Below are 24,857 nucleotides of genomic sequence, written 5' to 3'. Positions count from 1 at the left end.
ACTTCCTCAGTCCTTAATTCTGTATACTTACGGCCATTACGGTTGGCGGGCGTCGGAACGATCACCGTATGGAGCCAGCGCGGCCGATAACCGAGATGTAATGGAAAGCTGGTGGGAAGTTAAGAGGTTTTCCGCCCTGCGTTTGCGATGGAACATACACTGTGACCAATACAACACATTATCGGAATAAAGGCTGGAATGTGGCGGTATCAGGGGGCAAAACCTTCAGCCAGAAGCAGGGCCCGGACATCATCCATGGCGACATCACGGCAGGTGAAAGCCATGCCGATTCCGCGGAGCAGAACGAAGGTGATCTTCCCGTCGCGCAACTTCTTGTCCCGGCCCATGTGGTTCAGCAGGGTTTCCGTACTGAGGCCGTGGGGCAGGTCTGCTGCACCGGCGGGCATTCCCAGGGCGTGGAGATGGGTGTCAAGCCGTGCCAGGTCATCCTCGGGGGCAAGCCCCATCCTGACGGACAGTGCCAGGGCCATGTGCAGGCCGATGGAGACGGCTTCCCCATGCAGGAGGCGGCCGTCATAATGGAACTCGGCTTCAAAGGCATGGGCGAAGGTGTGGCCCAGATTGAGCAGGGCCCGACCGCCTGATCCTGCCTGCTCCCGTTCATCGTCCTGTACGACTCCGGCCTTGAAGGCACAGGCCCGGCGGACAGCTTCACCCAGCTTCCCGGGCTCTCCCTCCAGAACGGCCTGACCATTGGCTTCGCACCAGGCAAACAGTTCGGCATCAGCGATGAGGCCTGCCTTGACGATTTCTGCATAACCCGCCACGAGCTGGCGGCGGGGGAGAGTGGCCAGCGTTTCCGTATCGGCCAGCACGAGCCGGGGCTGCCAGAAGGCTCCGATGAGATTCTTTCCGGCCCGGGCATTGATTCCTGTTTTGCCTCCGACAGAACTGTCCACCTGTGCCAGCAATGTTGTGGGAATCTGGATGAAGGGAATCCCGCGCAGCGCCGTAGCCGCCACAAATCCGGCAAGGTCACCAATGACCCCCCCACCCAGGGCAATGACGGTGGTGCCACGCTCGATGCCCCGTTCGAGCATTTCTTCCATGACGGCTTCAAAACGGGCGAGAGATTTGCTGCCCTCTCCCGGAGGCACGATGATGGTGTGAAAGCGGATGCCGACCTCACGGAAACTGCGTTCCAGCGTGGCCAGGTGATGGGTGGCAACTGTCTCGTCGGTCAGGATGATGGCGTGGCCATTGGGCAGATGGGGCTTTACCCGCAGGCCCGCCTGCGCCAGCAGCTCACGGCCGATGAGGACCTCATAACTGTGGCCGGCGAGAGCAACCGGGACATGATGGGGCAGACTCGTATTGGCAAGGGTATCAGTAATGGTCCGGGTGGCCTGTTCCACGCTTTCATCTCCACAGTCGATAATGATGTCTGCCTCGGCATAGCGCGGATACCGCACGGTGGCGAGCTGACGCAGGGTGGCTGCCGGGTCGCCCTGGGCGAGGAGGGGGCGGCTTCCACGGTTGTTGAGCAGGCGTCTGAGCAGGACAGCCATGGGGACATGCAGCCAGACAGCACAGACATCTGCTGCCTCGTGGATGAGGGCACGGGTCTGCGGATGCATCCAGGCGCCACCACCGGTGGCCAGAATGCAGGGGCCGTTCTTCAGGAGGCGGCGTATGACCCGATGTTCCCCGGCACGGAAATGGGCTTCGCCATGGTGGGCGAAGATTTCCGGGATGCTCTGGCGGGAGGCTTTTTCGATCTCGGCATCGGTATCGATGAAGGGGATGCCATAATGCTGGGCCAGCATCCGTCCCAGAGTCGTTTTTCCGGCCCCCATGAGGCCGACAAGGACAATGATGCGGAACGGTGGTCTGGCTGGCTGCGGGGCGTGCAAGGAAGGGGACATGCTGTCCCTCTATCACGGGTGAGAGAGGTGGGGTAGGTCTCTCATCGCCCATGTCTCTGGGAGAGTGTGTCTCCGGTGGAAGAGAAGAGGGTTTTTAAAACGGGATGATCCTTCTATAAACGGGACGTATCCTTTGACATGGAGCCGTCTTATGAAAACCGTTGCCCGTCTGGTGCTGGTCCTGCTGGTTCTTGTGGTGTTGGTGGGGGGTGGGTACGTCCTGACGGCTCACGATACGCAGCCCCCGGCACCGGTGATGGTGCATCGTGACCTGACACCGCAGGCCGTGTCCCCTGCCACCTCTGCCCAGAAGGCGGCCCCGGGCCTGCCGGAGCTTCCACCTGTTGGAGGGCATTGAGGAGCGGCCCTCATGACGGACGGGCGGGAGGTCCGGCGCTGCCCTGCAGAATCTGCTGCCCTGATAGAGGCGTTTCTTGAGGCCATCGTGGCAGAACGGGGAGCAGCAGAGCAGACGAGAGCGGCCTATCGGGCTGATCTGGAAGATTTTGCCTGCTGGTGTGCGCCCCTGTCGCTGGCAGATGTATCCCGGGGCAGTGTACAGGCCTATTTTGCCGATCAGGGGCGCCGTGGCATTTCCGCCCGGACACAGGCCCGCCGTCTTTCCTGCTTTCGGCAGTTTGCCCGTTTCATGCTCCAGATGGGCGTGCGGGCGGACGAGCTGACCGCCGGGCAGGCATCTCCCCGCTATCAGAGTGGTCTGCCTCATCCATTGAGTGAGGATGAGGTCAGGCGACTTCTGGAAAAGGGCACCTGCGGCCATGCGGATCTGCGCCGGGACCTTCTCTCCCGTGTGGCGCTGGAGATGCTGTACACGACAGGCCTGCGCATCAGCGAGCTTCTGAGCCTGCCAGCGGGCTGTGTCCGGCAGAGAGGCGGCATGCTGCCCGTGCGGGGCAAGGGCGGGCGGGAAAGGCTCGTGCCTTTCTCCAGCGCAGCCAGGGAAGCGGCAGAGGCGCTGCTGGCCTATGATGCCGTGCTGGACAGCCCGTGGCTGTTCCCGGGGCGCAATCCCCGGAAGCCACTGACAAGGCAGGGATTCGACAAGATACTTCATGCCTGTGCGCTCAAGGCCGGGCTGGACCCCCTGCGTGTCAGCCCACACGTGCTGCGTCATTCCTTTGCGACCCACCTGCTCAACAGGGGGGCGGACCTGCGGGCGCTTCAGGTGCTGCTGGGACATGCCGATATCACGACGACCCAGATTTACACGCAGGTCATGACGGAGCGGCTGAAAGAAGTTGTCCGCCAGCATCATCCCCTGGGGCAGGACAGGCAGAGCGGGGAGGCGGGAAAGCGGGGGTGATAGCCGGCTCCGGCAGAGTTTTCCTGCTTCGTGTCAATTTAGGGCTGTCTTGCGTCCTGTTTGCGTGCTATCGGGCAGAACATGCGCCAGTTCCTAGATTTCGAAAAATCGGTTGCCGAGCTTGAGACCAAGATCGGTGAACTTCGTCAGGTTGGTCGCCAGGAGGATGGCGCTGGTCTGGATGGTCTGAACATTGATGAGGAGACAGCCCGCCTTGCGGAGAAAGCGGACAAGCAGCTCCGCACGCTCTACAGCAAGCTGACCCCTCTCCAGAAAGTGCAGGTGGCCCGTCACGCACAGCGGCCTCATGCGCTGGATTACATCCAGTCGCTGATGACGGATTATACCCCGCTCGCCGGGGACCGTGTTTTTGGGGATGATCAGGCTCTTGTAGGGGGGCTGGCCCGTTTCCGTGGGCAGCCGGTCGTGGTCATCGGGACCGAGCGTGGTTCTGATACGGAGAGTCGTCTCCGTCACAATTTTGGCATGGCCCGACCGGAAGGGTATCGCAAGGCCCAGCGTCTGATGCGCATGGCAGAGCGTTTTGGCCTGCCGATTCTGACATTCGTGGATACGGCCGGTGCGTGGCCGGGGATTGATGCCGAGGCCCGCGGGCAGGCAGAGGCGATTGCCCGGGCGATTGATACCTGCCTTCAGGTCAAGGTTCCGCTGATCGCTACGGTGATCGGCGAGGGCGGGTCTGGTGGTGCCATTGCCATTGCCGCAGGCGATCGTGTTCTGATGCTGGAACATGCCATTTATTCTGTCATCTCTCCCGAGGCGGCCGCTTCCATTCTCTGGCGTGACCCCAAGATGGCGCCAGCCGCTGCCGAAGCGCTTCGTCTGACGGCGCAGGATCTGAAAAAACTTGGCCTGATCGATCATGTGATTGATGAGCCGGTGGGGGGCGCCCAGCGTCTTCCTGCTGAAGCCATCAATCGCGTGGGTGAGGCCATTGCTGCAGAACTGGCCTCCGTCCAGGGGCTCTCAAAGGAAGAGCTGTTGGCCCGGCGTCGGGAGCGTTATCTGGAAATGACACGGGTAGGCTGACCGTTCCGCCTGACTGGTATGGAGTTTTTGGGAAAGCCGCCTTTTTAGGCGGCTTTTTTTTTCAGGCTCCTCGTGGAGGATCTCCCTCCAGGGGGGTGAAGCCCAGGCTGGCAAGAAGGGTGCGCAGGGCCGCCCCAGCCAAGGTGACAGCCTCAGCGTCATAGCCTTTTGCAACAAGGGCCACACCCCGTTTCTGTCCTTCGTCAAACGGGTAGGAGCCAATATCCAGTGTAGGGAAGTCATGCTGGATGGCCGTGAGTGCCTCGGCAAGATCGCCTTCATAGACATTGTAACTGTACCAGCTGGCACTGGTCAGTGGAGCTCCGCCCTCAAGACGTGGCATGAGCCAGCCCACCATGGCTTGAAAGATGCGGGGGACTCCGGCCATGACATGGACATTGCCCAACGAGAACCCGGGTGCTGTGGACACGCTGTTTTCTATGGGCGTTGCGCCTTTGGGCAGCCATGCCATGCGCTGTCTGGCCTTGTTGAATTCTCCCGCCGGGAAGAGGGCTTCCAGTTGGTGGAAGCTCTCTTCATGGCATGTCAGGGGGACCCCAAAGGCCTCGGCCATACATGCAGCGGTAATGTCGTCATGGGTGGGGCCGATGCCGCCGCTGGTGAAGAGAAGATCGAATCGGGCCCGGCAGTCATTGATGGTGGTTATGATGTGTTCCGGGATGTCGGGAATGACCCGGACTTCAAGAAGTCGGATGCCTCGGCCATTCAGGGCCTGGGCCAGGACACGGATGTTGGCGTCCTGCGTGCGGCCTGAAAGGATTTCATTGCCGATGACAAGAAAACATGCAGTACGGGGAGCCATGAGCCTGTAATACCTTGGTGCTGGCCGCATTGTTTTTCTGCGGGCTTGGGGCCCTCGGGCGTGGCATCCGGGGGTGTGGAAATTGAACCTTCTTCATTATATGGGAGGGTATGGCCTTTTAGAAAGGGAGAGATGCCTGTGAAGCTGGAACACCATAAGCCCGTGTGCCTGTCAGAGTTTCGAGCAGTGCTGGGGGAGGGGCCGGTCTGGATCAAGGCAGAAAATTCTTTCTATTTTGTCGATATTGTGAGCCACCGCATTCATCGGTACAGCCTGACGGATGGCTCCCTGTCAGGCTGGGATGCTCCCAATCGTACGGGTTTTCTTCTGCCTGTCAGTGACGGGACATTTCTGGCCGGTCTGCCGGATGGTCTGCATCGGTTTGATGTGAAAAAAGGCTATTTCGAGCGGGCCTGCGTCATCGAGCCGGACGATGAGGGGAACCGGCTGAATGATGGCTGTGTCGACCAGCGGGGGCGCATCTGGTTTGGTACGATGGATGACGGGGAAAGTCGGGAGAGCGGGTCTCTCTACCGGGTTGACCACAGGAACGGCCAGCTGGATATCTCACATTGGGATAGTGGTTATACCGTTTCCAACGGTCCGGCCCTGTCACCTTGTGGTCGGGTGCTTTATGCCTGCGACAGTCCCCGGCAGCGTATCTACGCCTTTGATGTCGCAGCAGATGGCCGCCTGACAGGCAAGCGCATTTTTGCCACTTTCACCAAAGGGTATCCAGATGGGGTTGTGACGGACAGCGAGGGCAATCTCTGGTGCGGGACATGGGCAGGGGGACAGATCACCCGCTTCCGCCCGGATGGCACCATGATGGACCCGATTGCCCTGCCGGTCGCCAATGTCACGAAGGTGGCGTTTGGTGGGGATGATTACAGGACCGTGTTCGTGACGACAGCCCGCAAGGGGTTGGACCCCGAGGAGCTGGCAGCCCAGCCGCAGGCTGGTGGCATTTTTGCGTTCCGGACGGACGTTCCGGGCAATCCGCAGCACAGTTTCGTGCTGGAAGGTGTCTGATCCTTCGTCTGTTGAGGGTAGACCTGCCAGGAAAGGGGCTTTCGAGGGCCCCTTTCGTCCATGTCAGCCCAGCAGGGCCTGAATACGGGGAACAAGAGGGGCATCGGCCTTGGGCATGGGGTATTCATCCAACCTTGAGGCAGGCACCCATGCCAGTGTCTGGCCTTCCCGCCCGACAGGGTCATTCTCCCACTCCCGGACAAGATAGAGCGTCATGAGCAGGTGGAAGGTAGCACAGTCTTCACTGACAAACGTGAAGGGTTCCAGGCGGTCGGGTTGAACGGTAATGCCCAGCTCTTCATGGAGCTCCCGTGCCAGGGCGGTTTCCGGGGATTCGGGTACTTCCACCTTTCCACCGGGAAATTCCCACAGTCCGGCAAAGGTTTTTCCCTCCGGCCGCTGTGCCAGCAGGACAGAGCCATCCGGCTGGATGAGGATGGCTGCCACGACAAGCAGAGTGTGGGGACGGAAAGGTGAGGTCATCAGAGGCTCCGTATCCAGAATGTCCTGTTGTATGGGATGCCAGTTGAAAATGCGCCTTTTATGTCACAGGGGAAAGAGGAAACGTTAAAAAAACGTCATAACCTTTGCGGCAGAGGCTGCTGCTCTGTAGGAAGTCCACCATAACATGAGTTGATAGCTGCCCTGACAGGGAGACAACCCTGACATGGGCTTTTTATTGTGTGCCAATATTGTTGGGAGTGCCAGACGCATTGCGCCGCCATCTTCTTCTGTCCTCTGCTGCCATTTTTCTGGGAATGGGGAGTGGAACTGCCTTTGCCCAGACCCGTTCATCAACTCCGGTGAGTTCCGCTGGTAAAACGGCAGGTGTTTCTGCCGCACAGCATGGTGGGCACACCCTGACGGGGCACCGGCATGGCAGTCGCCGGGACATGACAGGCAAGGGTGGAAACCAGGCAGCAGCGGCAGGGACTGGTGCAGGGCGTGTGAAGGCGGCCAGCCATCACAGGCCGAAATATGTGTCTGCTCATGGGGTGCAGAGCCTGTCCGTCCACGCCTCGCACGTCAGCAGGGCGGCGGAGCTGGTCGTACCGAAAAGCGTGATGAAGGAATATGTGCCCGGGACCAGCCCCTACAAGGCACTGGACCGTATGCCGGGCGTGAGCTTCACCTCCACGGACCCGTTCGGAATCGACAGTTTCGGGGCGAATCTGTACGTCCGTGGCTTCTTCATGAACCAGCTGGGCGTGACGCTGGATGGCATTCCCCTGAATGACCAGACCTATCAGTCCGTCAATGGTCTGAGCCTTGCCTCGGCCATCATTCCTGATGACATCGGCAGCATGACGATGTCGCAGGGCGGAGGTGGCGTGGACGTGCCGTCCACCAACACGCTGGGCGGGACCATCCGTTTCACCTCCAGCGATCCGTCCGACAGGCTGGGGGGCAAGGTCAGCCAGGCTTTTGGCAGTTACGGGTCTTACCGCACCTATGCCCGGTTTGATTCCGGCCGTCTGAATGACTCCGGCACGAAATTCTACACCTCCTACGCCCGTACGGATGAAGGCATGTGGGAGGGGAAGGGGGACCAGTTCCTTCAGCAGGTCAATGCCAAGCTGGTGCAGCCGCTTGGCGAGCGCAGCAGGGTTTCGGCCTTCTTCGACTGGACGGACCTTCAGCAGCAGAACTATCCGGACCTCTCATTGGGGATGATCAACAATCTGGGCTGGCGTGTCCCGCATCTCTACCCGGATTATGGCAAGGCCTATCAGTGGGCGCAGCAGTGCAATAACAGCCCGAACAATTTCATGGCCTATCCGGGGTCCAACGGGCAGGTGAATGCCTGTCAGATGCCCTATTATGACGGTGGGCAGCATGAGACCAATTTTCTGGGTGGCCTGAATCTTGATCTTGCCCTGACGGACCATCTGACATGGCATACCACGGCCTATGGTCATGCCCAGTCCGGCAATTACAGCTACACGGCTGCCGCATCCGCCGCTTCGGAGGACCCGGACCTGCAGGTCGCCACGCCGAATGGCGTGCCGCTCTATCAGGAAGTCTGGAAGAACAGCCAGCAGCGTTTCGGCATCAACAGCAGTCTGGACTATCGCTGGAGGCATCACAGGATCAATACGGGTGTCTGGTACGAGAACAACAACCAGACCGCCGGGCTTTACAATTATCTGGAGCCGGAGCTGGGGGCGGGTGCGCCCGTCAAGGCGGTCGGGCCTTACAATGTGTATGGGCCGGCCGACCGGGTCTATAATTTCAGATGGCGTACCAATGTGGTGCAGACCCACCTTCAGGACACCTACACCATCCTCAAGGGGTTGACGCTGACAGCGGGCTTCCGCTCCCTGATCTCCCAGACATCCGGTGGCGGGCATGAGAATGACGACTCATGGGCGGCTCTGGATGCCGGTGGCCTGCCCTCCGGCTCCCTTCATGCCACGGGAGCTTTCCTGCCCCATTTCAATCTGGACTGGCGTCTGAACCGGCAGAACGAGTTCTACATCGATGTCTCCAAGAACATGCGGGCCTATGAGGTCTCCGGCACGGGTGTGGCAAACTCGCTCTTCTCCGTGCCCAACCAGCAGGAGTTTCTGCGGCAGAAGGCGCAGACCAAACCGGCCCGGGCCTGGACCTACATGGGGGGGTATCGTTTCACGTCCTCCATCGTGCAGCTGGATGCGACCGTCTATCACTCCACCCTGATGCACGAGCTTCTGGCCGGGGCACGGGGAACGATGTTCAATCCGATTTCTGAAGAATTCGATTTCGGGCGCATTTCCATGACGGGAGCCAATGGCAGCGTGTCCGTCCGTCCCCTGCCGGGGCTGATCATCACCAATACGCTCAGTTACAACAAGGGCACCTATGACCGGAACGTGACCTCCAGTGCCGGGAATTATTACCCGCTGAAGGGCAAGAACATCGTCAATTACCCGGCATGGATGTACAAGGCTTCCATCGCCTATACATGGCGTGGGCTGAATGCGCATTTTGATGCCAACTATTTTGGCAGGCGGTATTACAGCTTCATGAACGACACCTCAATCGGCAGCTACTGGCTGGCCAATACGGGGGTGACTTATACGTTCAGGAAACTGGCAGGCGTGCGGGACCTGACGGTCAGCTTCAACGTCTACAACCTGTTCAACAACAAATATATCGCCATGATGGGTGAGAACAACAACCCGCCCGTGGGGGATTACCAGTCCCTGGAGCGCGGGGCGACACGGGAATATTTCGGAACGATCAGTGCAGCCTTCTGACTGGTCCGCAGCATGAAGAACGGCCCGCTCTGGTTTCAGGCGGGCCGTTCTGCTGTTCAGCGGGCTTCTTCGGTCAGTTCGGCACTCAGGGCGGTGATGAACTGCGAGGCGACCCGGCCGGAGCGGCTGCCCCGCTGCATGGCCCATTGCAGGGCACGGCGGTGCAGCTCCTCCCTGGCGATGGGGAGCTGCCTCTCCTCCGCATAGGCATCGATGATGCTGAGATAATGGGGCTGGGAAGCACCATAGAGGCCGATCCACAGGCCGAACCGGTCGGAGAGGGACACCTTCTCCTCGATGGCCTCGCCCGGGTTGATGGCATCCCCCGCTTCATTCTCGATCATGTTCTGCGGCATGAGGTGGCGGCGGTTGGAGGTGGCATAGACCAGCACATTGTCAGGCCGTCCGGCGATGCCTCCATCCAGGACCGATTTCAGGGACTTGTAATCCGCATCCTGAGTCTCGAAGGAGAGATCGTCACAGAACAGGATGACCCGGCGGGAGGTGCGGCGCAGCAGGGCCAGAAGCTGCGGCAGGGTGGCGAGGTCATCCCGTGGAATCTCGATCAGTGCCAGCGGGGGGTGGCCGTTCCTGCGCTGTTCCTCATTGACGGCCAGAAGACAGGCCTTGACGAGCGAGGACTTGCCCATGCCTCTGGCACCCCAGAGCATCACGTTGTTGGCTGCCAGTCCGTGGGCAAAGAAGCGTGTGTTGCCCATGACCTGCCTGATCTGCCGGTCAATGCCCTTCAGCAGCTTCAGCGGGACGGCCTGCATGTGGGGGATGGGCAGCAGATGGCCGCTCCCGCCCTGCCAGATGAAGCTGTCCTGCGTGGGGTCATCCAGCATGGCAGGGTCTGCTGGTGGAGGAGCCATGCGTTCCAGACTTTCGGCAATGCGGGTCAGGAGGGGGAGAAGAGCGGTTGCTGGCATGGTCTTCCTGTGTAATGAGCTTGACGTGACGGTCTGGCACGATATGGTCCGCAATTATCTCATCAAGATGGAACCAACACCACCTATGCACAATATTCTTTTTTCCACGGCTTATGCCGCTGATGCCGGTACCAATGGCGGCGCCTTCAGTTCGGCAGCGCTTGTGCAGTATGCACCTTTCGTGCTGATCTTTGTGGTCTTCTATTTCTTCCTGATCCGCCCACAGCAGAAGCGCCAGCGTGAACTGCGGGAGGAGCAGAACAGCCTGCGTCGTGGTGACCGGATTGTCACGGCAGGTGGCATCGTGGGGACGGTACAGAACACCCGTGATGATTCGCAGGAAGTGGATGTGGAAATCGCACAGGGCGTGAAGGTGAAGGTCATCCGCAGTACGATCACGACCATCCTGCGGCGTGAGGGCAAGCCTGCCAACGAGGCGTAAGGGAACGTTCCTCAGCGGGTTTCATGCCCAGCTGGCACCATAAAGAAAAGGCCCTGCCACGATGAACCGTGGCAGGGCCTTTTCTCATGTCGGGTGGGCCGGACGATCAGGCACCCTTCAGGCAGCTCTCGGCGTACTCGTAGTTGGCGAGACGGTCGAGGAAGTTGGTGACGTAGTCCGGACGACGGTTGCGGAAGTCCAGATAGTAGGAGTGCTCCCACACATCCAGCCCCAGCAGCGTACGCCCCTCATCCTCGGAGAGCGGATTGGCGGCATTGGCCGTCTTGGTGACCTTGAGCTTGCCATCGGAGCCCAGAACCAGCCATGCCCAGCCAGACCCGAACTGTGTCGTGGCAGCCTGCTTGAAAGCGGCCTTGAAGGCATCAACGGAGCCGAAATCCTCGGTCAGTTTCTTCTCCAGCGCACCGGGGATGCGGCCGCCGTTGGGGGAGAGGCAGTTCCAGAAGATGCAGTGGTTCCAGTGCTGGCCGGCATTGTTGAAGACCGGGGCCAGGGAGGAATCAGCGTGAGACAGGGCAATGATTTCTTCAAGGGCCTTGCCTGCCAGTTCCGGCTTGCTCTCGACGAAGCCGTTCAGGGCTGTGACATAGGCCTGATGGTGCTTGCCGTGGTGCAGCTCCAGTGTTTCCTGGCACATGCCGGCATCGGCCAGGGCGTTTTCGGCATAGGGGAGTTTTGGGAGTTCAAAAGCCATGTGAATCTTCCTTGACATATGAGGGGCAGGAGGCATCCCTCCTGCCAATTCATGACCCCCTCTAGCTATGGTTGCCGGGCGGCAACGTCAAGGTGTGTGGGGCGGAGTGTCTTAAAAAAAGAGTAAAACAGTCCCAATAGTGGGAAGAAGGACCGCTGGGTACCTTTCAGCGGTTGGCAGCCTCCCGTTCCATCCGGGCAATCAGGGCGGAGTAATCGTCATCAGCATGATTCCGATTGGAGGCGGCCAGATTCTGGGAGGCTGCCGCCATGCCGTGCATCGGGACGCCACAGCGGCGGGCGGCCTCCATCAGCAGGCCCATGTCCTTGCTCATCAGGCGGGTTGGAAACTGGGAGGGGAAATGCCCTGCCTTGCCCATGCCGATCTTGCGCTTGTGATGGGGGCTGATGACGGCCAGTTCCTGAAGGGCATCGAAAAGGACGCTGCGCTCCACGCCAGCGGCCAGGCCATAGGCGATCCCTTCAGCAATGATGTTCAGCGTGCCCCCCATGATGCCGTTGACGACGAGCTTCAGCCGGGCTGCGCTCCCGGCCGGACCGGCATGGATGGTGATGCGGCCGATGTGGTCCAGAATGGGGCGGGCGAGCGTTACGGTTGCTTCCGGGCCTCCCACCAGCATGATGAGGGCCCCTTTTTCGGCTTCCGGCGTGCTGCCTGACATGGGGGCGTCCAGCACGGCGACATTGCGCTCATCCAGCAGGGCTGCGAGGTGGTCGGCCTGTTCCGGTGAGACGGTGGAGGTGTCCAGCACGAGCTGCCCGCTCCGCAATCCCGCCAGGAGGCCATCCGGGCCATGCAGGGTCGTGTTTTCCGCCTCGTCATTCGGGACACAGATGATGATGGCGTCGCTCCTTTCTGCCACGAGGCGGGGAGAGGCCAGCATGGGGACATCCGCCTCAGCGCCATTGCTCCGGCCTGATGGCGTGTGAGCGACGACATCGTATCCGGCCCGGACCAGATTGCGCCCCATGAGGGACGCCATGGCACCATAACCGATGAAACCGATGGTCTTGATGGACATGGGCGGGTTCCTTTCAGGGTTTGTTGAGTCAGTCTTTACGGGGGAGATGGACCGGGGCGGGTAAGGATTAAAGAGGGATGGCGGAAGCGTGATGGAAAGCCGCCATGAAAAAACCCCGCCGGAGCGGGGCTGGAAAAGGATCATTCCTCGTCGTCGTAATCTTCTGCATCGGCCGGGTGGCGGATGGGGGGACGGGACCGGTTGTCCGCATTGCGGCGGGTGAAGTGGTGAGCAATGTCAGCCAGTTCCACGAAGTGGTCTGTCTGGCGGCGCAGGTCGTCACCAATCATCGGTGGTGTCGTCTTGACGGAGGAAATGACCGTGACCCGCACGCCACGGGACTGCACGGCCTCCACGGCACGGCGCAGGTCGGAATCCCCGCTGACGATCACGATATGGTCCAGCCGGGGGGCCTGTTCGATCAGGTCCACGGCCAGCTCGACATTCATGTTGCCCTTTACGCGGCGCTGGCCGGACTGGTTGGTGAATTCCCGTGCCGTCTTGGTGACCAGATGATAGCCGTTATAGGCCAGCCAGTCTGTCAGCGGGCGGAGGGGGGAGTAATCTTCCGTCTCCGGCATGGCCGCATAATAGAAGGCCCGCTGGAAGGAACACTGCTGTTCGAAAAGGTCCCGCAGGGCGAGGAAATCGACCTCGAACCCCAGGTTGCGTGCGGCGTGGTGCAGGCTGGCCCCGTTGATGAAAAGTGATGTGCGATCGTTTTTGCGTAGGAGAAGGTTGGACATATGGCTCACATATGGTCTTGGGTTAGTCTTGGGTGCGGGGAGTGTTGATCAAGAAATGTCCTGTCAGTCTCGGGCAGGGCTGCCCTTTGATTGTTTCCCTGTTCCGTATGTATGGCGGACTCAGCACCAGATCTGATGATGGAAGGCATGTCGGGTGGAGAAAGCAGGACAGCCTCCTGCTTCCCTCTTACAGCTTTGCGTTGCGTCAATAAAGGCCTTTGTGGTAACAAAAGTCCAGATTGTGAGATAGCAATGGGACAGGCTGCCTGTTTCGGCAGGTGGGGCTGTCCGGCCCGTTTGCAGGGGCCATTTCAGCATGTGAGTGGGGAGCGCCGGTTTTATGGCACGTGTGACCGTAGAGGACTGCATCGAGAAGGTTCCGAACCGTTTTGACCTGGTGCTGCTGGCCGCCCAGCGGGCCCGTGGTCTTTCCCGCGGGGAGGAGATGCAGGTTCCGCGGGATAATGACAAGAATACCGTTGTTGCCCTGCGTGAGATCGCCGAGGATCATGTGAGCCTCGAGGGGCTGAAGAACGGCATTGTCCGCTCCATGAGCAACCAGCCGGAAGTCGAGCCTTCCGATGAGGAAGTGATGGACCTCATCCCGACAGATCAGAACATTTTCGGTCTTCAGGATGTATCTGCGGAAGAGGAAGCTGCCAACATGGCAGCTGATGAAGCCGGCTCCGGCCGGGGGCGTCGCTAAGCCTTTCAGGAACTGAGGTGTGCGCCCTGGGGAAGGGCCCCCTTTTCTTCGCCTTCGGGCGGGGATGGGATGCAGGTTCTTCCATCAGTGAAGAATGGGGGCTGATCCATGGCTGATGAAACGCTGCTTTCCACCGATCTCCCGGCGGAGACGGTGGCTGGTGCCGGGGACGCCCTCTTGCAGGATTTCCACCCCTCCATAAGCGGCCTGCTGGAGCGGGTCCGCTGTTACGATTCCCATGCTGATCTGGCCCTGATGCAGGAGGCCTACGATCTGGCCGCCAAAGCCCATGAGGGTCAGTGCCGGGACAATGGTGATCCTTACATCACCCATCCGATTGCCGTGGCCAACATACTGGCCGGGTTCCGTATGGACCCCGTGTCCATCATGGTGGGTTTCCTGCATGATACCGTGGAGGATACGGGCATCTCTCTGGAGATGCTGGCAGGGCGTTTTGGCAAGGATGTAGCGGCCATCGTTGATGGCGTGACCAAGCTGACACGGCTGGAGCTTCAGTCCGACAGGACCAAGCAGGCGGAGAATTTCCGCAAGCTGGTGCTCGCCATGTCGCGGGACATCCGTGTGCTCATCGTCAAGCTGGCGGACCGGCTGCACAACATGCGGACGCTGCATTATGTCCAGCGGACAGACCGGCGGCAGCGTATCGCCAGGGAAACACTGGACATCTACGCCCCTCTGGCTGAACGCATCGGCATGGACCGGGTGAAGACGGAACTCCAGGATATTGCCTTTGTCAATCTGGAGCCGGAGGCTGATGCTACCATCCGGGCCCGGCTGAATTACCTGCGTGGGCAGGGTGCGGACATGATCGAGCAGATACGCTGCGAGCTGGCCACACTCTGCAAGGAAGCCGGGGTGGAGGGGGCGACCGTCATCGGGCGGGAAAAATCCCCCTATTCCATCTGGGAAAAGATGAAGCGGCGGAATGTTGCTTTCGAGCAGCTTTCCGACATCATGGCGTTCCGCATTCTCGTGCCCACGAGAGAGGCCTGCTATGCGGCGCTGGGGGCGGTGCACGGGGCCTACCCCATGATTGCCGGACGCTTCAAGGACTACATCTCCACCCCCAAGACGAACGGCTACCAGTCCCTGCATACAGGGGTGACGCTCTATCGGCCGCACAGCCAGAAGATCGAGGTGCAGATACGCACACCGGAGATGCACGATCTGGCAGAGAATGGCGTGGCCTCCCACTGGAGCTACAAGGATGGCAGCAGCCCCAGCGAGCATGAGACGGCCGTTCTTTCGGAAACATTCGGGGCCTATACCCGCAAGCTGCGTTGGGTGCAGGACCTGCTGGACATTCTGGAGGACAGTCAGGGGCCAGACGAGTTTCTGGAGAATACCAAGCTCGAACTCTATCAGGATCAGGTCTTCTGCTTCACCCCCAAGGGACAGCTCATTTCCCTGCCTCGTGGGGCTACGCCGGTGGATTTTGCCTATGCCGTACACAGTCAGGTCGGGGACCGGTGTGTGGGGGCCAAGGTCAATGGGCGTCTTGTCCCGCTGAAGCATGTTCTGGAGAATGGCGACCAGATCGACATCATGACGGCACGGGGGGGCACGCCGTCCCCGTCATGGGAGCGGTTTGTCGTCACGGGCAAGGCCCGTGCCCGTGTGCGGCGCTTCGTGGCCCTCCAGCAGCGGCAGAACAACGTTGAGAATGGCCGTGGTGCTGTTGCCCGTGCGTTCCGCCAGAAAGGTGTTGATGGGTCGGAGAAAGTGCTGGAGTGCCTTCTTGGCACGCTGAAGCAGAACAGCCTTGATGAGCTGTATGGCAGCGTCGGGGCCGGGCAGCTGGACCCGAGGGATGTTGTAGGGGCGGCCTATCCGGAGCTGTCCCGTCAGGGGCAGGTGCCCCGTATCGTGCCCGGCCTGTCCCCCCGGCTGGAGGGAAGGCTGGACCAGAAGCCCCTGCCGCCAAGACGGCCTTCCAGTTATGAGGGCACGTTGGTCAATGGTGTCGGGCGGGGTATTGAACTGCACTTTGCGGGTTGCTGCCGTCCTTTGCCGGGGGACCGCATCGTGGGCATCATTGCCCAGGGCAAGGGAGTGACCGTACATCGGCGCAAATGCCACAATCTCAGCATGTTTTCGGACATGCCCGAGCGCTTTCTTGAAATCTCATGGAGTGAGGAGGCCCTTGGGCGGACAGGGCGGGATGCCCCCCGTTACACGGCCCGCCTTTCCGTCGTGGCGGGAAATGACCCGGCTGTTCTGGCAGCGCTGACCAACCTGGCCACACGGCACGAGGCCAGCGTGATCAATCTGCGGATCGTGAACCGCCAGCTGGATTTCATGGAAATTCTGGTGGACCTCGAGGTGCGGAGCAAGGGGCATCTGGCAACGGTTCTGGCAGGGTTCCGGGCCGAGAAGGGTGTTCTTCAGGCCGAACGGACAAAGGGATGACCTCATGATTCTGGGGATCGGGGTTGATCTCTGCTCCATCGGGCGGATCGAACGGGCCCTGGCCCGCCATGGGGATGCGTTTCTGGAGCGTGTGTTCACGCTGGAGGAGCGTCAGTATGTGCAGGCATTGCGGGGGGCGGCCCGGGCAGGGGCCTGTGCCAAACGCTGGGCAGCGAAGGAGGCCTGCGCCAAGGCTCTGGGGACAGGCTTTGCCCAAGGGGTGCAGCTTCAGGATATTTCCGTGGGGCGGAATGATCTGGGGGCTCCTGTGCTCAGCCTTTCGGGCGCAGCGGCGACCCTTCTGGACCAGCGCCTGCCGGCAGGGCATCGGGCCGAATTGCTGTTGAGCCTGAGTGATGAGCCGCCCATGGCCATGGCACAGGTGCTGATACAGGCTGTTGCCCTTTAGTCTTGGCGGCTTGAAATATCGTCAGGATGGAATTAACGCATGACCCGGCGGGTCAGGCAGGCTATGGCAGAAACGGGCAGGGTAGTCTGCCTGCTTCTTGCCAGAACAGGATGAACAGGGACCATGAACGAAGACAGACAGGAAGAACAGACAGAAAAGCCGGAAAGCCTTCTGGCCTCCATAAGACAGATTCTTCTATGGCTCATTCTGGTGGTTGCCGTACGTTCACTGCTGGTCGAACCGTTCAATATTCCGTCTGCCTCCATGATCCCGACCCTTCAGGTCGGGGATTTTGTGGCGGTCTCCAAGATGAGCTATGGTTATTCCCGGTATTCTTTTCCGTTCTCGCCGCCGTTCATTTCGGGACGTGTGTTCGCTTCCATGCCGCACCGTGGGGATGTGGCGGTGTTCCGGTTCACCAAGGATACGTCAGTCGATTACATCAAGCGGATTGTCGGCCTGCCCGGGGATCGCATCCGCATGGAACAGGGGCATCTCTTCATCAATGGTCAGGAAGTGCCGCGGGAGGACCGGGGGCATTACAGCGTGATGGATGAGCGGGGCTATGTGCTGTCTGGGACCCGTTATCGGGAAATGCTGCCCCGGGAGGATGGCAAGACGGTACCGCATGATATCCTGAAGATGCGGGATGATGACCTTGCCAACAATACGCCTGAATATACCGTGCCAGAGGGCTGCCTGTTTGCCATGGGGGATGACCGGGATGACAGTTCGGACAGCCGCTTTCAGGGAGGGCATGAGAGCGGTGCCTGTGCTGTCCCTGCCGGGCGTGATTATCTGACGGATAGCGGCGGTCATGATCTGGGGTTCGTGCCTGTGATCAATCTGGTCGGACGGGCAAAGATGGTGCTGTTCTCCGTTGATATGCGGCATCCGGCCTGGCAGTTCTGGTATTGGCCGACAGAGATACGCTGGGGCCGTTTCCTGCGTGGTATTGACGAATGATGACACGTGATGAGGCTGTCCGCCATGTCGAGGCGAAGCTGGAACACCGTTTTGCTGACCCCGCACTTCTGCATGAGGCTTTGACCCACCGGTCCGCCGTGCCACGGCGGCAGGGACGGAACCGGGGGCGGCAGAAGGGGCATCCTTCGGGGAAAACGCCACGGGGGCAGGGGTCCAACGAGCGTCTGGAGTTCGTGGGGGACAGGGTGCTTGGCCTGCTGATGGCGGAATGGCTCTTTGAGCGCTATCCGGAGGAGCAGGAAGGCGCTCTGGGGGCCCGCCACGCCCATCTGGTCTCCCGTCCTGTTCTGGCCCGGATTGCGGAAGGGATTGAGCTTTCCGAGGCGATACAGATTGCCCAGCATGAGGAAAGTGCCGGCATACGTGTTCTGGCCAGCGTTCTGGCCGATGCGATGGAAGCCCTGCTGGGCGCACTCTATCTGGATGCCGGGCTGGACCCGGCCCGGCATGTGGTCCGTCGCCTCTGGGACAGGGACATCGAGAAGAGTGGACAGCCCCACAAGGAGCCGAAAACGCTGCTTCAGGAGTTTCTGCTGGGGCGTGGCGAGGCCTTGCCGCATTATGAACTGACTGCCGCTGATGGGCCGTCCCATGCACCGATCTTCCGTGTGGAGGTCCGGGCACTGGGGCAGGTGGGTGTTGGCCGTGCAGGCAGCAAGCGGCTGGCTGAAAGTGCGGCGGCGACAGATTTGCTGAAGAAGATGGGGCAGGAGACAGAACGTGCCTGAGGATACAGAAAAGACCGCCACGGGCGGAGAGACACGCTGCGGTTTTGTTGCTCTTGTCGGGGCTCCCAATGCAGGAAAATCCACCCTGCTGAACCGCATGGCTGGGGCCAAGCTGTCCATTGTCAGCCCCAAGGCGCAGACGACACGGTTCCGTACGCTTGGCATTGTGATGCGGGATACGGCGCAGATCGTGTTTGTGGACCTGCCGGGCATCTTCAAGCCCCGCCGACGGCTGGACCAGGCGATGGTCAATGCTGCCTGGAGCGGGTCGCAGGATGCTGACCTCAACCTGCTGCTGGTGGATAGCCGCATCGGTCTGACAGACGAGATCAGGGAGATCATCGCTCGACTGAAAGAGGGGAAGCGGCCTGTCTGGCTGGTGCTGAACAAGACAGACCTCATCCAGCGGGATCAGCTTCTGCCCCTGACGAAGGCCATCACGGACCTCCTGCCGGTGGAAGAGGTCTATATGGTCAGTGCCCGGTCCGGTGATGGGGTTGAGGGCCTGCTGGACGGGTTGGCCAGGGCCATGCCCGTTGGGCCTTACCATTACCCTGAAGATGATCTGACAGATCTGCCAGACCGTTTGCTGGCAGCGGAAATCGTGCGGGAGCAGGTCTTCCTCCAGACCCATGAGGAGATTCCCTACCATGCCACGGTGGAGACGGAATCCTTCAAGACACGCAAGGACGGATCCATCCGCATCGACGTGACGATCTACGTGTCACGGGCAGGGCACAAGGCCATCCTCATCGGGGAGCGGGGGCAGCGCATCCGGGAGATCGGGATGCGGGCCCGGAAACAGCTGGAAGGCCTTCTGGATGCTCCCTGCCATCTTTTCCTCAATGTGAAGGAGAGGGCTGCGTGGGACAAGGAAACAGCCCGCCTGCGGGCCCTCGGTCTTGCAGATTATGGCTGAAGCGCACGAGTTTCGCTTGTTCATGCAAGGGTAGCTCTGTATGAGGGAGCAGACAGATTTCAGGACATCATCAACCAGAGAGCCGGTACGATCATGAGCACCGCCCCCCAAGAGCCGAACTTCCCTTATAAACGGGTCCTTCTCAAAGTGTCTGGCGAGGCGCTGATGGGCAAGGGAACTGCCGGTGTTGACCCGGAGATGGTGGACATGGTGGCTGCGGACATCGCCGGTGTGGCCGCTCTGGGCGGGCAGGTCTGTCTCGTCGTGGGGGGAGGCAACATCTTCCGTGGACTGGCCGCTGCCGCCAAGGGAATGGACCGGGTGCAGGGGGACTATGCCGGGATGCTGGCAACGGTCATCAATGCCCTGATGCTCCAGAATGCGCTGGAGAAGCGTCATGTGGAGACCCGGGTGATGACGGCCATCCACATGGCCTCCATTGCCGAGCCTTATATCCGCCGCCGGGCCGTCCGTCATATGGAGAAGGGCCGTGTGGTCATCTTCGCAGCCGGTACGGGCAATCCGTTCTTCACAACTGATACGGCTGCTGCCCTGCGGGCGAACGAGATGGAGTGCGATGCCCTCTTCAAAGGGACGCAGGTTGATGGTGTCTATTCCGATGATCCTCGCCTGAATCCCGATGCCGAGCGTTATGAACAGCTGACCTACATGGATGCCCTGGCCCGCAATCTGAAGGTCATGGATGCAGCAGCTGTCAGTCTCGCCCGGGAGAATGCTCTGCCGATCATCGTGTTCAACATGCATGCGCCGGGGGCTTTTGCGGCAGCCATGAAAGGTGAAGGGCGCTTCACCCGGATTGTTGAGGGTTGAGAGCGAGCGACCAGATTACCATGTCAGCCCGCACCGGCTGACGAACGGAACGATTACTGAGGAAGTGATTTGCCATGAGCACAGAACTGAACGACCTGCTTGATGACCTCAAACGTCGCATGGAAGGGGCGCTGGAGAGCCTGCGCCGTGATCTCTCTGGCCTGCGCTCCGGCCGTGCCAGCCCGAACCTTCTGGAGCCGGTACGTGTGGAGGCTTATGGCTCCGTGGTGCCCCTCTCCCAGGTTGGTTCCGTTGCCGTGCCGGAAGCCCGGATGCTGACGGTCTCTGTCTGGGATGCCAGTGTTGTTTCCTCTGTTGAGAAAGCCATCCGTGACAGTGGGCTGGGGCTGAACCCTGCTGCTGAAGGGCAGACCATCCGTGTGCCCATCCCGCAGCTGACAGAGGAACGACGCAACGAGATGGCCAAGGCCGCTGCCCGTTACGCCGAAGGTGGCCGTGTGGCCGTGCGTGGTGTCCGCCGGGATGGTATGGACAAGGCCAAGGCCCTGGAAAAGAATGGCGATATCAGTCAGGACGACATGAAGGTCTGGACGGCTGCCATCCAGAAGCTGACAGATGAGCATATCGGCCGTGTGGACAGCCTGCTGGCTGACAAGGAGCGGGACATCAAACAGGTCTGATCGCCAGAACATTGTCGGAACTTCACCCTTCTTCCCGCCCGGCTGGCACACTCCCACGTCATGTTGCCGTCATCATGGATGGTAACGGACGCTGGGCCAGAGCACGTGGCGTACCGATCGCACAGGGCCATCGTGAGGGAGGCGAGGCCGTGCAGCGTTGCGTCCGTGCCGCCATGGAGCATGGGGTGGATTATCTGACACTCTATGCATTCTCATCAGAGAACTGGCGCCGGTCCGGTGAGGAGATCAGCGACCTGACAGGGTTGATGCAGTTTTATCTGCGGCATCGTTTCCGGGAGCTGGATGAGCAGGGTGTCCGGCTGCGCATCATTGGTGATCCTGAACGTTTCGGGGTGTCTTTCTGCCGGGAGCTGCGTCGGGCAGAGGAAAAGACACGCCACAATACCCGGCTGACTCTGGCTCTGGCTCTTTCCTATGGCAGTCGTGCGGAGATTGCCGGAAGTGCCCGCCATTTGGCCGAACGGGTCCGGGCGGGCACGCTGGAGCCGCATGAGATTGACGAAGCCCTGTTCGCCAGTGCCCTCCAGACGCATGACATGCCCGACCCCGACCTTGTCATGCGGACGAGTGGGGAGAGCCGACTTTCCAATTTCCTGCTCTGGCAATCCGCCTATGCAGAACTTGTGTTTCTTGACGTGCTCTGGCCGGATTTCGGTGAGAAGGATTTTGCCGAGGCCATGATGCGGTACATGCGCCGTCAGAGGCGTTTCGGTGGGCGGCCAGAATGACAGAGTTGCAGAAACGCATCCTCTCCAGCCTTGTGATTGTTCCGGTGGTGCTCCTCTGTCTCTGGTTTGGTGGATGGGCCTATCGGGTACTGGTGCTGCTCGTCATGGTCGGGATTGTCTGGGAAGGGGAAACCCTGCTTGGCCAGCCGATGAAAAGTCTGCGGGGTGCTCTGCTTCTGCTCTGGCCTCTCTGTGGTGGACTGATCGCCATCAAAGGGCAGTGGTTTGCGGCCTTTTACCTTCTGGTGTCCAGCGTCCTGTTTGGCAGGCGGGCCTGCGGTCCGGTTCTGGTGGCCATGCTGGGTGGTTTTTCCCTGCTCTGGCTGCGGGGGCGGCCTGACGGTTTTTTGGAGACCTTTTTCGTCATTTTCGCCGTCATAGCCAGTGACAGCTGCGCCTACGCCACCGGGCGTCTGATTGGCGGGCCGAAACTGGCCCCGGCCATTTCTCCCGGCAAGACCATTTCCGGCTCGCTGGGGGGCATCGTGGGAGCCGTGATCCTCGGCGGGCTGGTCGGGCACTGGTCGGGTCATGGCTGGTCGTTCTCTGCCTGCCTGACGGGTGGAGTGATTGCCGTGGCGGCCCAGGCAGGCGACCTGCTGGAGAGTGCCTTCAAGCGGCGTCTGGGCGTCAAGGATTCAGGGCGGCTCATCCCCGGTCATGGGGGACTGCTGGACCGGCTGGATGCCCTCCTGCTGGCGGCCCCTGTTGCAGCCATCCTGGCCCTCATGGCCGGAGAGGGGCCATTCTGGCAGCTTTTCCGTTAAGTCTTATTCTGGAGCGGCAGTCTCTGCTATAGGTCTGTCATGAGGCAGACCCGCCATCACGTATCATGTTGAAATCATCAAGGGAGAGGTATTCCATGGGGGGAGGTTCCGGGCGTCGGCGCATTAGCGTGCTTGGCAGTACAGGCAGCATTGGTGTCTCGACAGTCGATCTTCTGAAGCAGCAGGCAGACTCCATCCAGGTGCGGGCTCTCGTGGGGGGAAAGAACGCCGCCCTTCTGGCCGAACAGGCCCGTGAGCTGAACGCCGAGCTGGCCGTCCTGAATGATGAGCAGCATTACGAGGAGCTGAAAGAGCGTCTCGCTGGCACCGGCGTGAAGGTAGCTGCCGGACGGCAGGCTGTCATCGAGGCCGGTGCGCTGGAAGCGGACTGGACGATGGCCGCCATCACTGGGGCTGCCGGCTTGGCCCCCACGCTGGAAGCCGTCCGCAACGGGCACAAGGTGGCTCTGGCCAACAAGGAAGCTCTCGTCTGTGCTGGCAACGTCATGCTGGAAGCTGTGCGTGCTGCCGGAGCCGAGCTGCTGCCCGTTGATTCCGAACATAATGCGATCGTGCAGTCCCTGGGCGGAGCGGACATGTCCCTCGTGGAGAAGATCGTCCTCACGGCCTCTGGCGGACCGTTCCGCTGCTCCACGAAGGAGGAGATGGCGAAAGCCACGCCCGAACAGGCCCTGAAGCATCCCACATGGTCCATGGGGGCCAAGATCACGATTGACTCCGCCTCCATGGCCAACAAGGGGCTGGAGGTCATCGAGGCCGCCCGCCTGTTCGATCTGCCTGAACATCAGATAGACGTGCTGGTTCACCCGCAGTCAGTCGTGCATGGCATGGTCTGTTTCCGTGATGGCAGCTTCGTGGCCCAGATGGGGACGGCGGACATGCGGATTCCCATCGCACACACGCTGGCCGCCCCGACCCGGATGCAGACGGGATGCGAGCGTCTGGATTTCGTGAAGCTCGGGCAGATGAATTTCGAGGCAGTGGATGAGGACCGCTTCATCCCGCTGCGTCTGGCACGTCAGGTCCTGCGGGCTGGTGGCGTGGCCCCGACCGTGTTCTCCGCTGCCAACGAGATTGCCGTGGAGGCTTTCCTCGCCGGGAAGATCCGTTTCCTTGGCATTGGTGAGCTGATTGATGCCAGCCTTCAGGCCATGCCGGAAAACCCGGTGCCGACATCTCTGGAGGATGTCTATCACTGGGACGAAATGGGGCGTGAGCTGGCCCGGACACAGATGAAGCGGATGGCCGACCATGCATAGTCTTCAGAGCATCCTTGCCGGTCTGGCCGTTTTCGGGATCGTCGTCTTCATTCACGAGCTGGGCCATTATCTGGCCGCACGCTGGCGTGGTGTGCAGGTGACCGTCTTTTCCATCGGGTTCGGTCCTGCACTGACATCATGGAAGGACCGGGTTGGAACACGCTGGCAGATCAGCCTGCTGCCGCTGGGAGGGTATGTCAAACTCCACGGGTTTGAGAACCGTCCCGATGCGCCCCGGGAAGAAGGTGACGAGAATGCCTTCAACCGCAAGTCTGTCCTCTCGCGGGCAATCGTGACGGTGGCGGGGCCTGTCTTCAACTTCCTGCTGACGATCCTTCTGTTCGTGGTGCTGCTGTCCTGCTTTGGCAGGCCGGAGGCCCGGCCCGACATCGGCACGCTGGCCCCGAATGGTGCAGCCATGAAGGCCGGGCTTCAGGTGGGTGACGAGATACAGCGTCTGGACGGGCATCACATCCTGAGCATTGGCGACATCCAGGCGCAGGTGGCGGCCCATCCGGGTGAGGTCATGAAGGTTGGTCTGCTGCGGAAGGGGCAGAGCCTGGAGCTTCCGGTCACGCTGGACCGTATCCAGCAGGGGGGGCATGACGTCGGTCGGCTGGGGGTCGGCTTTGCCGTCAGCCACAGTGCGCCCCTGCCTGTCTACAAGGCTGTTCCGGCGGCCATCGGGCAGACGTGGGACATGTGCGGCAACATGCTGGAGGGAATCTGGCAGATCATCAGCGGGCAGCGGAGCGCCAGGCAGCTCTCCGGGACCATCGGCATCATTCACATGTCCGGGCAGGCCGTGGATTATGGCGTGGCCAGTGCGCTGGGGTTCGTGGCTCTCCTGTCCCTCAATCTTGGCCTGCTGAACCTGTTCCCCGTGCCGATGCTGGATGGCGGCCATCTGCTTTTCTATGCTTTTGAGGCAGTTCTGGGGCGGCCTCTCTCCGAGCGGACACAGAGCTATGCCCTCCAGTTCGGGCTGCTGCTGGTCGTGGGGCTTTTCATTTTCTCAACGGTGAATGATCTCAGAGGGTTGGGAGTTTTTCACTGGTTGTTTGCACATGGGGGTTGATCTTTCCCCCTCCAATGATGGAAAAGACCTTCTAGGGTAGAGTATATAACTGAAACAGGCAGCTCCCTTCATTGTGATGTCGTGGGAGTCTGTCTGGTGCG

The 24,857-nt window shown here is 60.6% G+C and carries 25 protein-coding genes; 18 read left to right on the top strand and 7 right to left on the bottom strand.

The window, feature by feature from the left end:
- Positions 1 to 209: 209 nt before the first annotated feature.
- Positions 210 to 1,886 (bottom strand): 3-dehydroquinate synthase, encoded by a 1,677-nt coding sequence (aroB, locus tag CO583_RS03170; protein WP_248460454.1) that lies wholly within the window; start codon positions 1,884 to 1,886, stop codon positions 210 to 212.
- Positions 1,887 to 2,037: 151 nt separating this feature from the next.
- Between aroB and CO583_RS03165 the strand changes: the two genes are divergently transcribed.
- The 3 genes from CO583_RS03165 to CO583_RS03155 all read left to right on the top strand — a co-directional run bounded on the left by CO583_RS03165 (position 2,038) and on the right by CO583_RS03155 (position 4,260).
- Positions 2,038 to 2,244 (top strand): hypothetical protein, encoded by a 207-nt coding sequence (locus tag CO583_RS03165; RefSeq protein ID WP_043560710.1) that lies wholly within the window; start codon positions 2,038 to 2,040, stop codon positions 2,242 to 2,244.
- A gap of 12 nt (positions 2,245 to 2,256) precedes the next feature.
- Positions 2,257 to 3,210, top strand: a complete 954-nt coding sequence (locus tag CO583_RS03160) for a tyrosine recombinase (protein WP_081562999.1) — start codon at positions 2,257 to 2,259, stop codon at positions 3,208 to 3,210.
- Between the two features lie 81 nt (positions 3,211 to 3,291).
- The gene (locus tag CO583_RS03155; protein WP_043560709.1) at positions 3,292 to 4,260 is read left to right on the top strand and encodes an acetyl-CoA carboxylase carboxyltransferase subunit alpha; all 969 of its coding nucleotides are present in this window, start codon (positions 3,292 to 3,294) and stop codon (positions 4,258 to 4,260) included.
- A gap of 61 nt (positions 4,261 to 4,321) precedes the next feature.
- Here CO583_RS03155 and CO583_RS03150 read toward each other — a convergent pair whose 3' ends face one another.
- A complete protein-coding gene (locus CO583_RS03150; RefSeq protein WP_248630401.1) occupies positions 4,322 to 5,083 on the bottom strand; it encodes a molybdopterin-binding protein in 762 nt (253 codons plus the stop codon).
- Positions 5,084 to 5,215: 132 nt separating this feature from the next.
- On the opposite strand from CO583_RS03150, the gene CO583_RS03145 reads away from it, so the two are divergent.
- The gene (locus CO583_RS03145) at positions 5,216 to 6,115 is read left to right on the top strand and encodes an SMP-30/gluconolactonase/LRE family protein (protein ID WP_086441246.1); all 900 of its coding nucleotides are present in this window, start codon (positions 5,216 to 5,218) and stop codon (positions 6,113 to 6,115) included.
- Between the two features lie 63 nt (positions 6,116 to 6,178).
- Here the strand turns inward: CO583_RS03145 and mutT are convergent, their stop codons facing one another.
- Positions 6,179 to 6,598: an 8-oxo-dGTP diphosphatase MutT gene (gene mutT, locus CO583_RS03140; protein WP_043560701.1), complete on the bottom strand. Its 420-nt coding sequence runs from the start codon at positions 6,596 to 6,598 to the stop codon at positions 6,179 to 6,181.
- A 218-nt stretch (positions 6,599 to 6,816) separates the two neighbouring features.
- Between mutT and CO583_RS03135 the strand changes: the two genes are divergently transcribed.
- Entirely contained in the window at positions 6,817 to 9,354 is a 2,538-nt protein-coding gene (locus tag CO583_RS03135) for a TonB-dependent receptor (RefSeq protein WP_248630402.1), read from the top strand.
- A gap of 56 nt (positions 9,355 to 9,410) precedes the next feature.
- Here CO583_RS03135 and CO583_RS03130 read toward each other — a convergent pair whose 3' ends face one another.
- On the bottom strand, positions 9,411 to 10,286 hold the full coding sequence (locus CO583_RS03130; RefSeq protein WP_081563002.1) for an ATP-binding protein: 876 nt from the start codon (positions 10,284 to 10,286) through the stop codon (positions 9,411 to 9,413).
- Positions 10,287 to 10,371: 85 nt separating this feature from the next.
- On the opposite strand from CO583_RS03130, the gene yajC reads away from it, so the two are divergent.
- Positions 10,372 to 10,728 (top strand): preprotein translocase subunit YajC, encoded by a 357-nt coding sequence (yajC, locus tag CO583_RS03125; RefSeq protein ID WP_043561439.1) that lies wholly within the window; start codon positions 10,372 to 10,374, stop codon positions 10,726 to 10,728.
- Positions 10,729 to 10,834: 106 nt separating this feature from the next.
- Here yajC and CO583_RS03120 read toward each other — a convergent pair whose 3' ends face one another.
- The 3 genes from CO583_RS03120 to CO583_RS03110 form a co-directional block, all read right to left on the bottom strand.
- Entirely contained in the window at positions 10,835 to 11,443 is a 609-nt protein-coding gene (locus CO583_RS03120) for a superoxide dismutase (RefSeq protein ID WP_043560695.1), read from the bottom strand.
- Between the two features lie 166 nt (positions 11,444 to 11,609).
- Positions 11,610 to 12,485: an NAD(P)-dependent oxidoreductase gene (locus tag CO583_RS03115; protein ID WP_248630403.1), complete on the bottom strand. Its 876-nt coding sequence runs from the start codon at positions 12,483 to 12,485 to the stop codon at positions 11,610 to 11,612.
- Positions 12,486 to 12,625: 140 nt separating this feature from the next.
- On the bottom strand, positions 12,626 to 13,231 hold the full coding sequence (locus tag CO583_RS03110; protein WP_043560690.1) for an NYN domain-containing protein: 606 nt from the start codon (positions 13,229 to 13,231) through the stop codon (positions 12,626 to 12,628).
- A 340-nt stretch (positions 13,232 to 13,571) separates the two neighbouring features.
- Between CO583_RS03110 and rpoZ the strand changes: the two genes are divergently transcribed.
- From rpoZ to rseP, 12 genes are all read left to right on the top strand, one after another.
- Complete coding sequence (gene rpoZ, locus CO583_RS03105) at positions 13,572 to 13,937, top strand: DNA-directed RNA polymerase subunit omega (protein WP_043560688.1); 366 nt, start codon at positions 13,572 to 13,574, stop codon at positions 13,935 to 13,937.
- Between the two features lie 108 nt (positions 13,938 to 14,045).
- A complete protein-coding gene (locus CO583_RS03100; RefSeq protein WP_248630404.1) occupies positions 14,046 to 16,367 on the top strand; it encodes a bifunctional (p)ppGpp synthetase/guanosine-3',5'-bis(diphosphate) 3'-pyrophosphohydrolase in 2,322 nt (773 codons plus the stop codon).
- A 4-nt stretch (positions 16,368 to 16,371) separates the two neighbouring features.
- Positions 16,372 to 16,776, top strand: a complete 405-nt coding sequence (gene acpS, locus CO583_RS03095) for a holo-ACP synthase (RefSeq protein ID WP_081563005.1) — start codon at positions 16,372 to 16,374, stop codon at positions 16,774 to 16,776.
- A gap of 123 nt (positions 16,777 to 16,899) precedes the next feature.
- Entirely contained in the window at positions 16,900 to 17,742 is an 843-nt protein-coding gene (gene lepB / locus CO583_RS03090; RefSeq protein ID WP_043560682.1) for a signal peptidase I, read from the top strand.
- Entirely contained in the window at positions 17,739 to 18,491 is a 753-nt protein-coding gene (rnc, locus tag CO583_RS03085) for a ribonuclease III (RefSeq protein WP_154981595.1), read from the top strand. Before lepB ends, rnc begins: the two co-directional genes overlap by 4 nt.
- The gene (gene era, locus CO583_RS03080) at positions 18,484 to 19,410 is read left to right on the top strand and encodes a GTPase Era (RefSeq protein ID WP_192848040.1); all 927 of its coding nucleotides are present in this window, start codon (positions 18,484 to 18,486) and stop codon (positions 19,408 to 19,410) included. The genes rnc and era overlap by 8 nt, the downstream gene beginning before the upstream one ends.
- A 93-nt stretch (positions 19,411 to 19,503) precedes the next feature.
- Complete coding sequence (gene pyrH, locus CO583_RS03075) at positions 19,504 to 20,241, top strand: UMP kinase (protein ID WP_043560680.1); 738 nt, start codon at positions 19,504 to 19,506, stop codon at positions 20,239 to 20,241.
- Between the two features lie 74 nt (positions 20,242 to 20,315).
- Positions 20,316 to 20,882, top strand: coding sequence for a ribosome recycling factor (gene frr / locus CO583_RS03070; RefSeq protein WP_043560677.1), 567 nt, complete (start codon positions 20,316 to 20,318; stop codon positions 20,880 to 20,882).
- A gap of 11 nt (positions 20,883 to 20,893) precedes the next feature.
- Positions 20,894 to 21,631: a polyprenyl diphosphate synthase gene (gene uppS / locus CO583_RS03065; protein ID WP_227449647.1), complete on the top strand. Its 738-nt coding sequence runs from the start codon at positions 20,894 to 20,896 to the stop codon at positions 21,629 to 21,631.
- On the top strand, positions 21,628 to 22,398 hold the full coding sequence (locus CO583_RS03060) for a phosphatidate cytidylyltransferase (RefSeq protein WP_043560672.1): 771 nt from the start codon (positions 21,628 to 21,630) through the stop codon (positions 22,396 to 22,398). Before uppS ends, CO583_RS03060 begins: the two co-directional genes overlap by 4 nt.
- Positions 22,399 to 22,493: 95 nt before the next feature.
- The gene (gene dxr, locus CO583_RS03055) at positions 22,494 to 23,678 is read left to right on the top strand and encodes a 1-deoxy-D-xylulose-5-phosphate reductoisomerase (protein WP_249103131.1); all 1,185 of its coding nucleotides are present in this window, start codon (positions 22,494 to 22,496) and stop codon (positions 23,676 to 23,678) included.
- A complete protein-coding gene (gene rseP / locus CO583_RS03050; protein WP_103765399.1) occupies positions 23,671 to 24,756 on the top strand; it encodes an RIP metalloprotease RseP in 1,086 nt (361 codons plus the stop codon). Before dxr ends, rseP begins: the two co-directional genes overlap by 8 nt.
- Positions 24,757 to 24,857: the final 101 nt, after the last annotated feature.

This window comes from Parasaccharibacter sp. TMW2.1882, assembly GCF_023337635.1.
GTDB classification, from domain to species: domain Bacteria; phylum Pseudomonadota; class Alphaproteobacteria; order Acetobacterales; family Acetobacteraceae; genus Bombella; species Bombella apis.
This window is presented reverse-complemented; position numbering and strand designations above follow the sequence as displayed.

What these genes read in the sequence shown, in the direction of transcription:
- rseP (WP_103765399.1), top strand. Translation starts at nt 23,671, where the DNA reads ATGCATAGTCTTCAGAGCATCCTTGCCGGTCTGGCCGTTTTCGGGATC.
- acpS (WP_081563005.1), top strand. Translation starts at nt 16,372, where the DNA reads ATGATTCTGGGGATCGGGGTTGATCTCTGCTCCATCGGGCGGATCGAA.
- dxr (WP_249103131.1), top strand. Translation starts at nt 22,494, where the DNA reads ATGGGGGGAGGTTCCGGGCGTCGGCGCATTAGCGTGCTTGGCAGTACA.
- lepB (WP_043560682.1), top strand. Translation starts at nt 16,900, where the DNA reads ATGAACGAAGACAGACAGGAAGAACAGACAGAAAAGCCGGAAAGCCTT.
- CO583_RS03100 (WP_248630404.1), top strand. Translation starts at nt 14,046, where the DNA reads ATGGCTGATGAAACGCTGCTTTCCACCGATCTCCCGGCGGAGACGGTG.
- CO583_RS03155 (WP_043560709.1), top strand. Translation starts at nt 3,292, where the DNA reads ATGCGCCAGTTCCTAGATTTCGAAAAATCGGTTGCCGAGCTTGAGACC.
- rnc (WP_154981595.1), top strand. Translation starts at nt 17,739, where the DNA reads ATGATGACACGTGATGAGGCTGTCCGCCATGTCGAGGCGAAGCTGGAA.
- rpoZ (WP_043560688.1), top strand. Translation starts at nt 13,572, where the DNA reads ATGGCACGTGTGACCGTAGAGGACTGCATCGAGAAGGTTCCGAACCGT.
- aroB (WP_248460454.1), bottom strand. Translation starts at nt 1,886, where the DNA reads ATGTCCCCTTCCTTGCACGCCCCGCAGCCAGCCAGACCACCGTTCCGC.
- CO583_RS03150 (WP_248630401.1), bottom strand. Translation starts at nt 5,083, where the DNA reads ATGGCTCCCCGTACTGCATGTTTTCTTGTCATCGGCAATGAAATCCTT.
- CO583_RS03115 (WP_248630403.1), bottom strand. Translation starts at nt 12,485, where the DNA reads ATGTCCATCAAGACCATCGGTTTCATCGGTTATGGTGCCATGGCGTCC.
- CO583_RS03165 (WP_043560710.1), top strand. Translation starts at nt 2,038, where the DNA reads ATGAAAACCGTTGCCCGTCTGGTGCTGGTCCTGCTGGTTCTTGTGGTG.
- pyrH (WP_043560680.1), top strand. Translation starts at nt 19,504, where the DNA reads ATGAGCACCGCCCCCCAAGAGCCGAACTTCCCTTATAAACGGGTCCTT.
- frr (WP_043560677.1), top strand. Translation starts at nt 20,316, where the DNA reads ATGAGCACAGAACTGAACGACCTGCTTGATGACCTCAAACGTCGCATG.
- CO583_RS03145 (WP_086441246.1), top strand. Translation starts at nt 5,216, where the DNA reads ATGCCTGTGAAGCTGGAACACCATAAGCCCGTGTGCCTGTCAGAGTTT.
- CO583_RS03160 (WP_081562999.1), top strand. Translation starts at nt 2,257, where the DNA reads ATGACGGACGGGCGGGAGGTCCGGCGCTGCCCTGCAGAATCTGCTGCC.
- CO583_RS03060 (WP_043560672.1), top strand. Translation starts at nt 21,628, where the DNA reads ATGACAGAGTTGCAGAAACGCATCCTCTCCAGCCTTGTGATTGTTCCG.
- CO583_RS03110 (WP_043560690.1), bottom strand. Translation starts at nt 13,231, where the DNA reads ATGTCCAACCTTCTCCTACGCAAAAACGATCGCACATCACTTTTCATC.
- CO583_RS03120 (WP_043560695.1), bottom strand. Translation starts at nt 11,443, where the DNA reads ATGGCTTTTGAACTCCCAAAACTCCCCTATGCCGAAAACGCCCTGGCC.
- CO583_RS03130 (WP_081563002.1), bottom strand. Translation starts at nt 10,286, where the DNA reads ATGCCAGCAACCGCTCTTCTCCCCCTCCTGACCCGCATTGCCGAAAGT.
- yajC (WP_043561439.1), top strand. Translation starts at nt 10,372, where the DNA reads ATGCACAATATTCTTTTTTCCACGGCTTATGCCGCTGATGCCGGTACC.
- mutT (WP_043560701.1), bottom strand. Translation starts at nt 6,598, where the DNA reads ATGACCTCACCTTTCCGTCCCCACACTCTGCTTGTCGTGGCAGCCATC.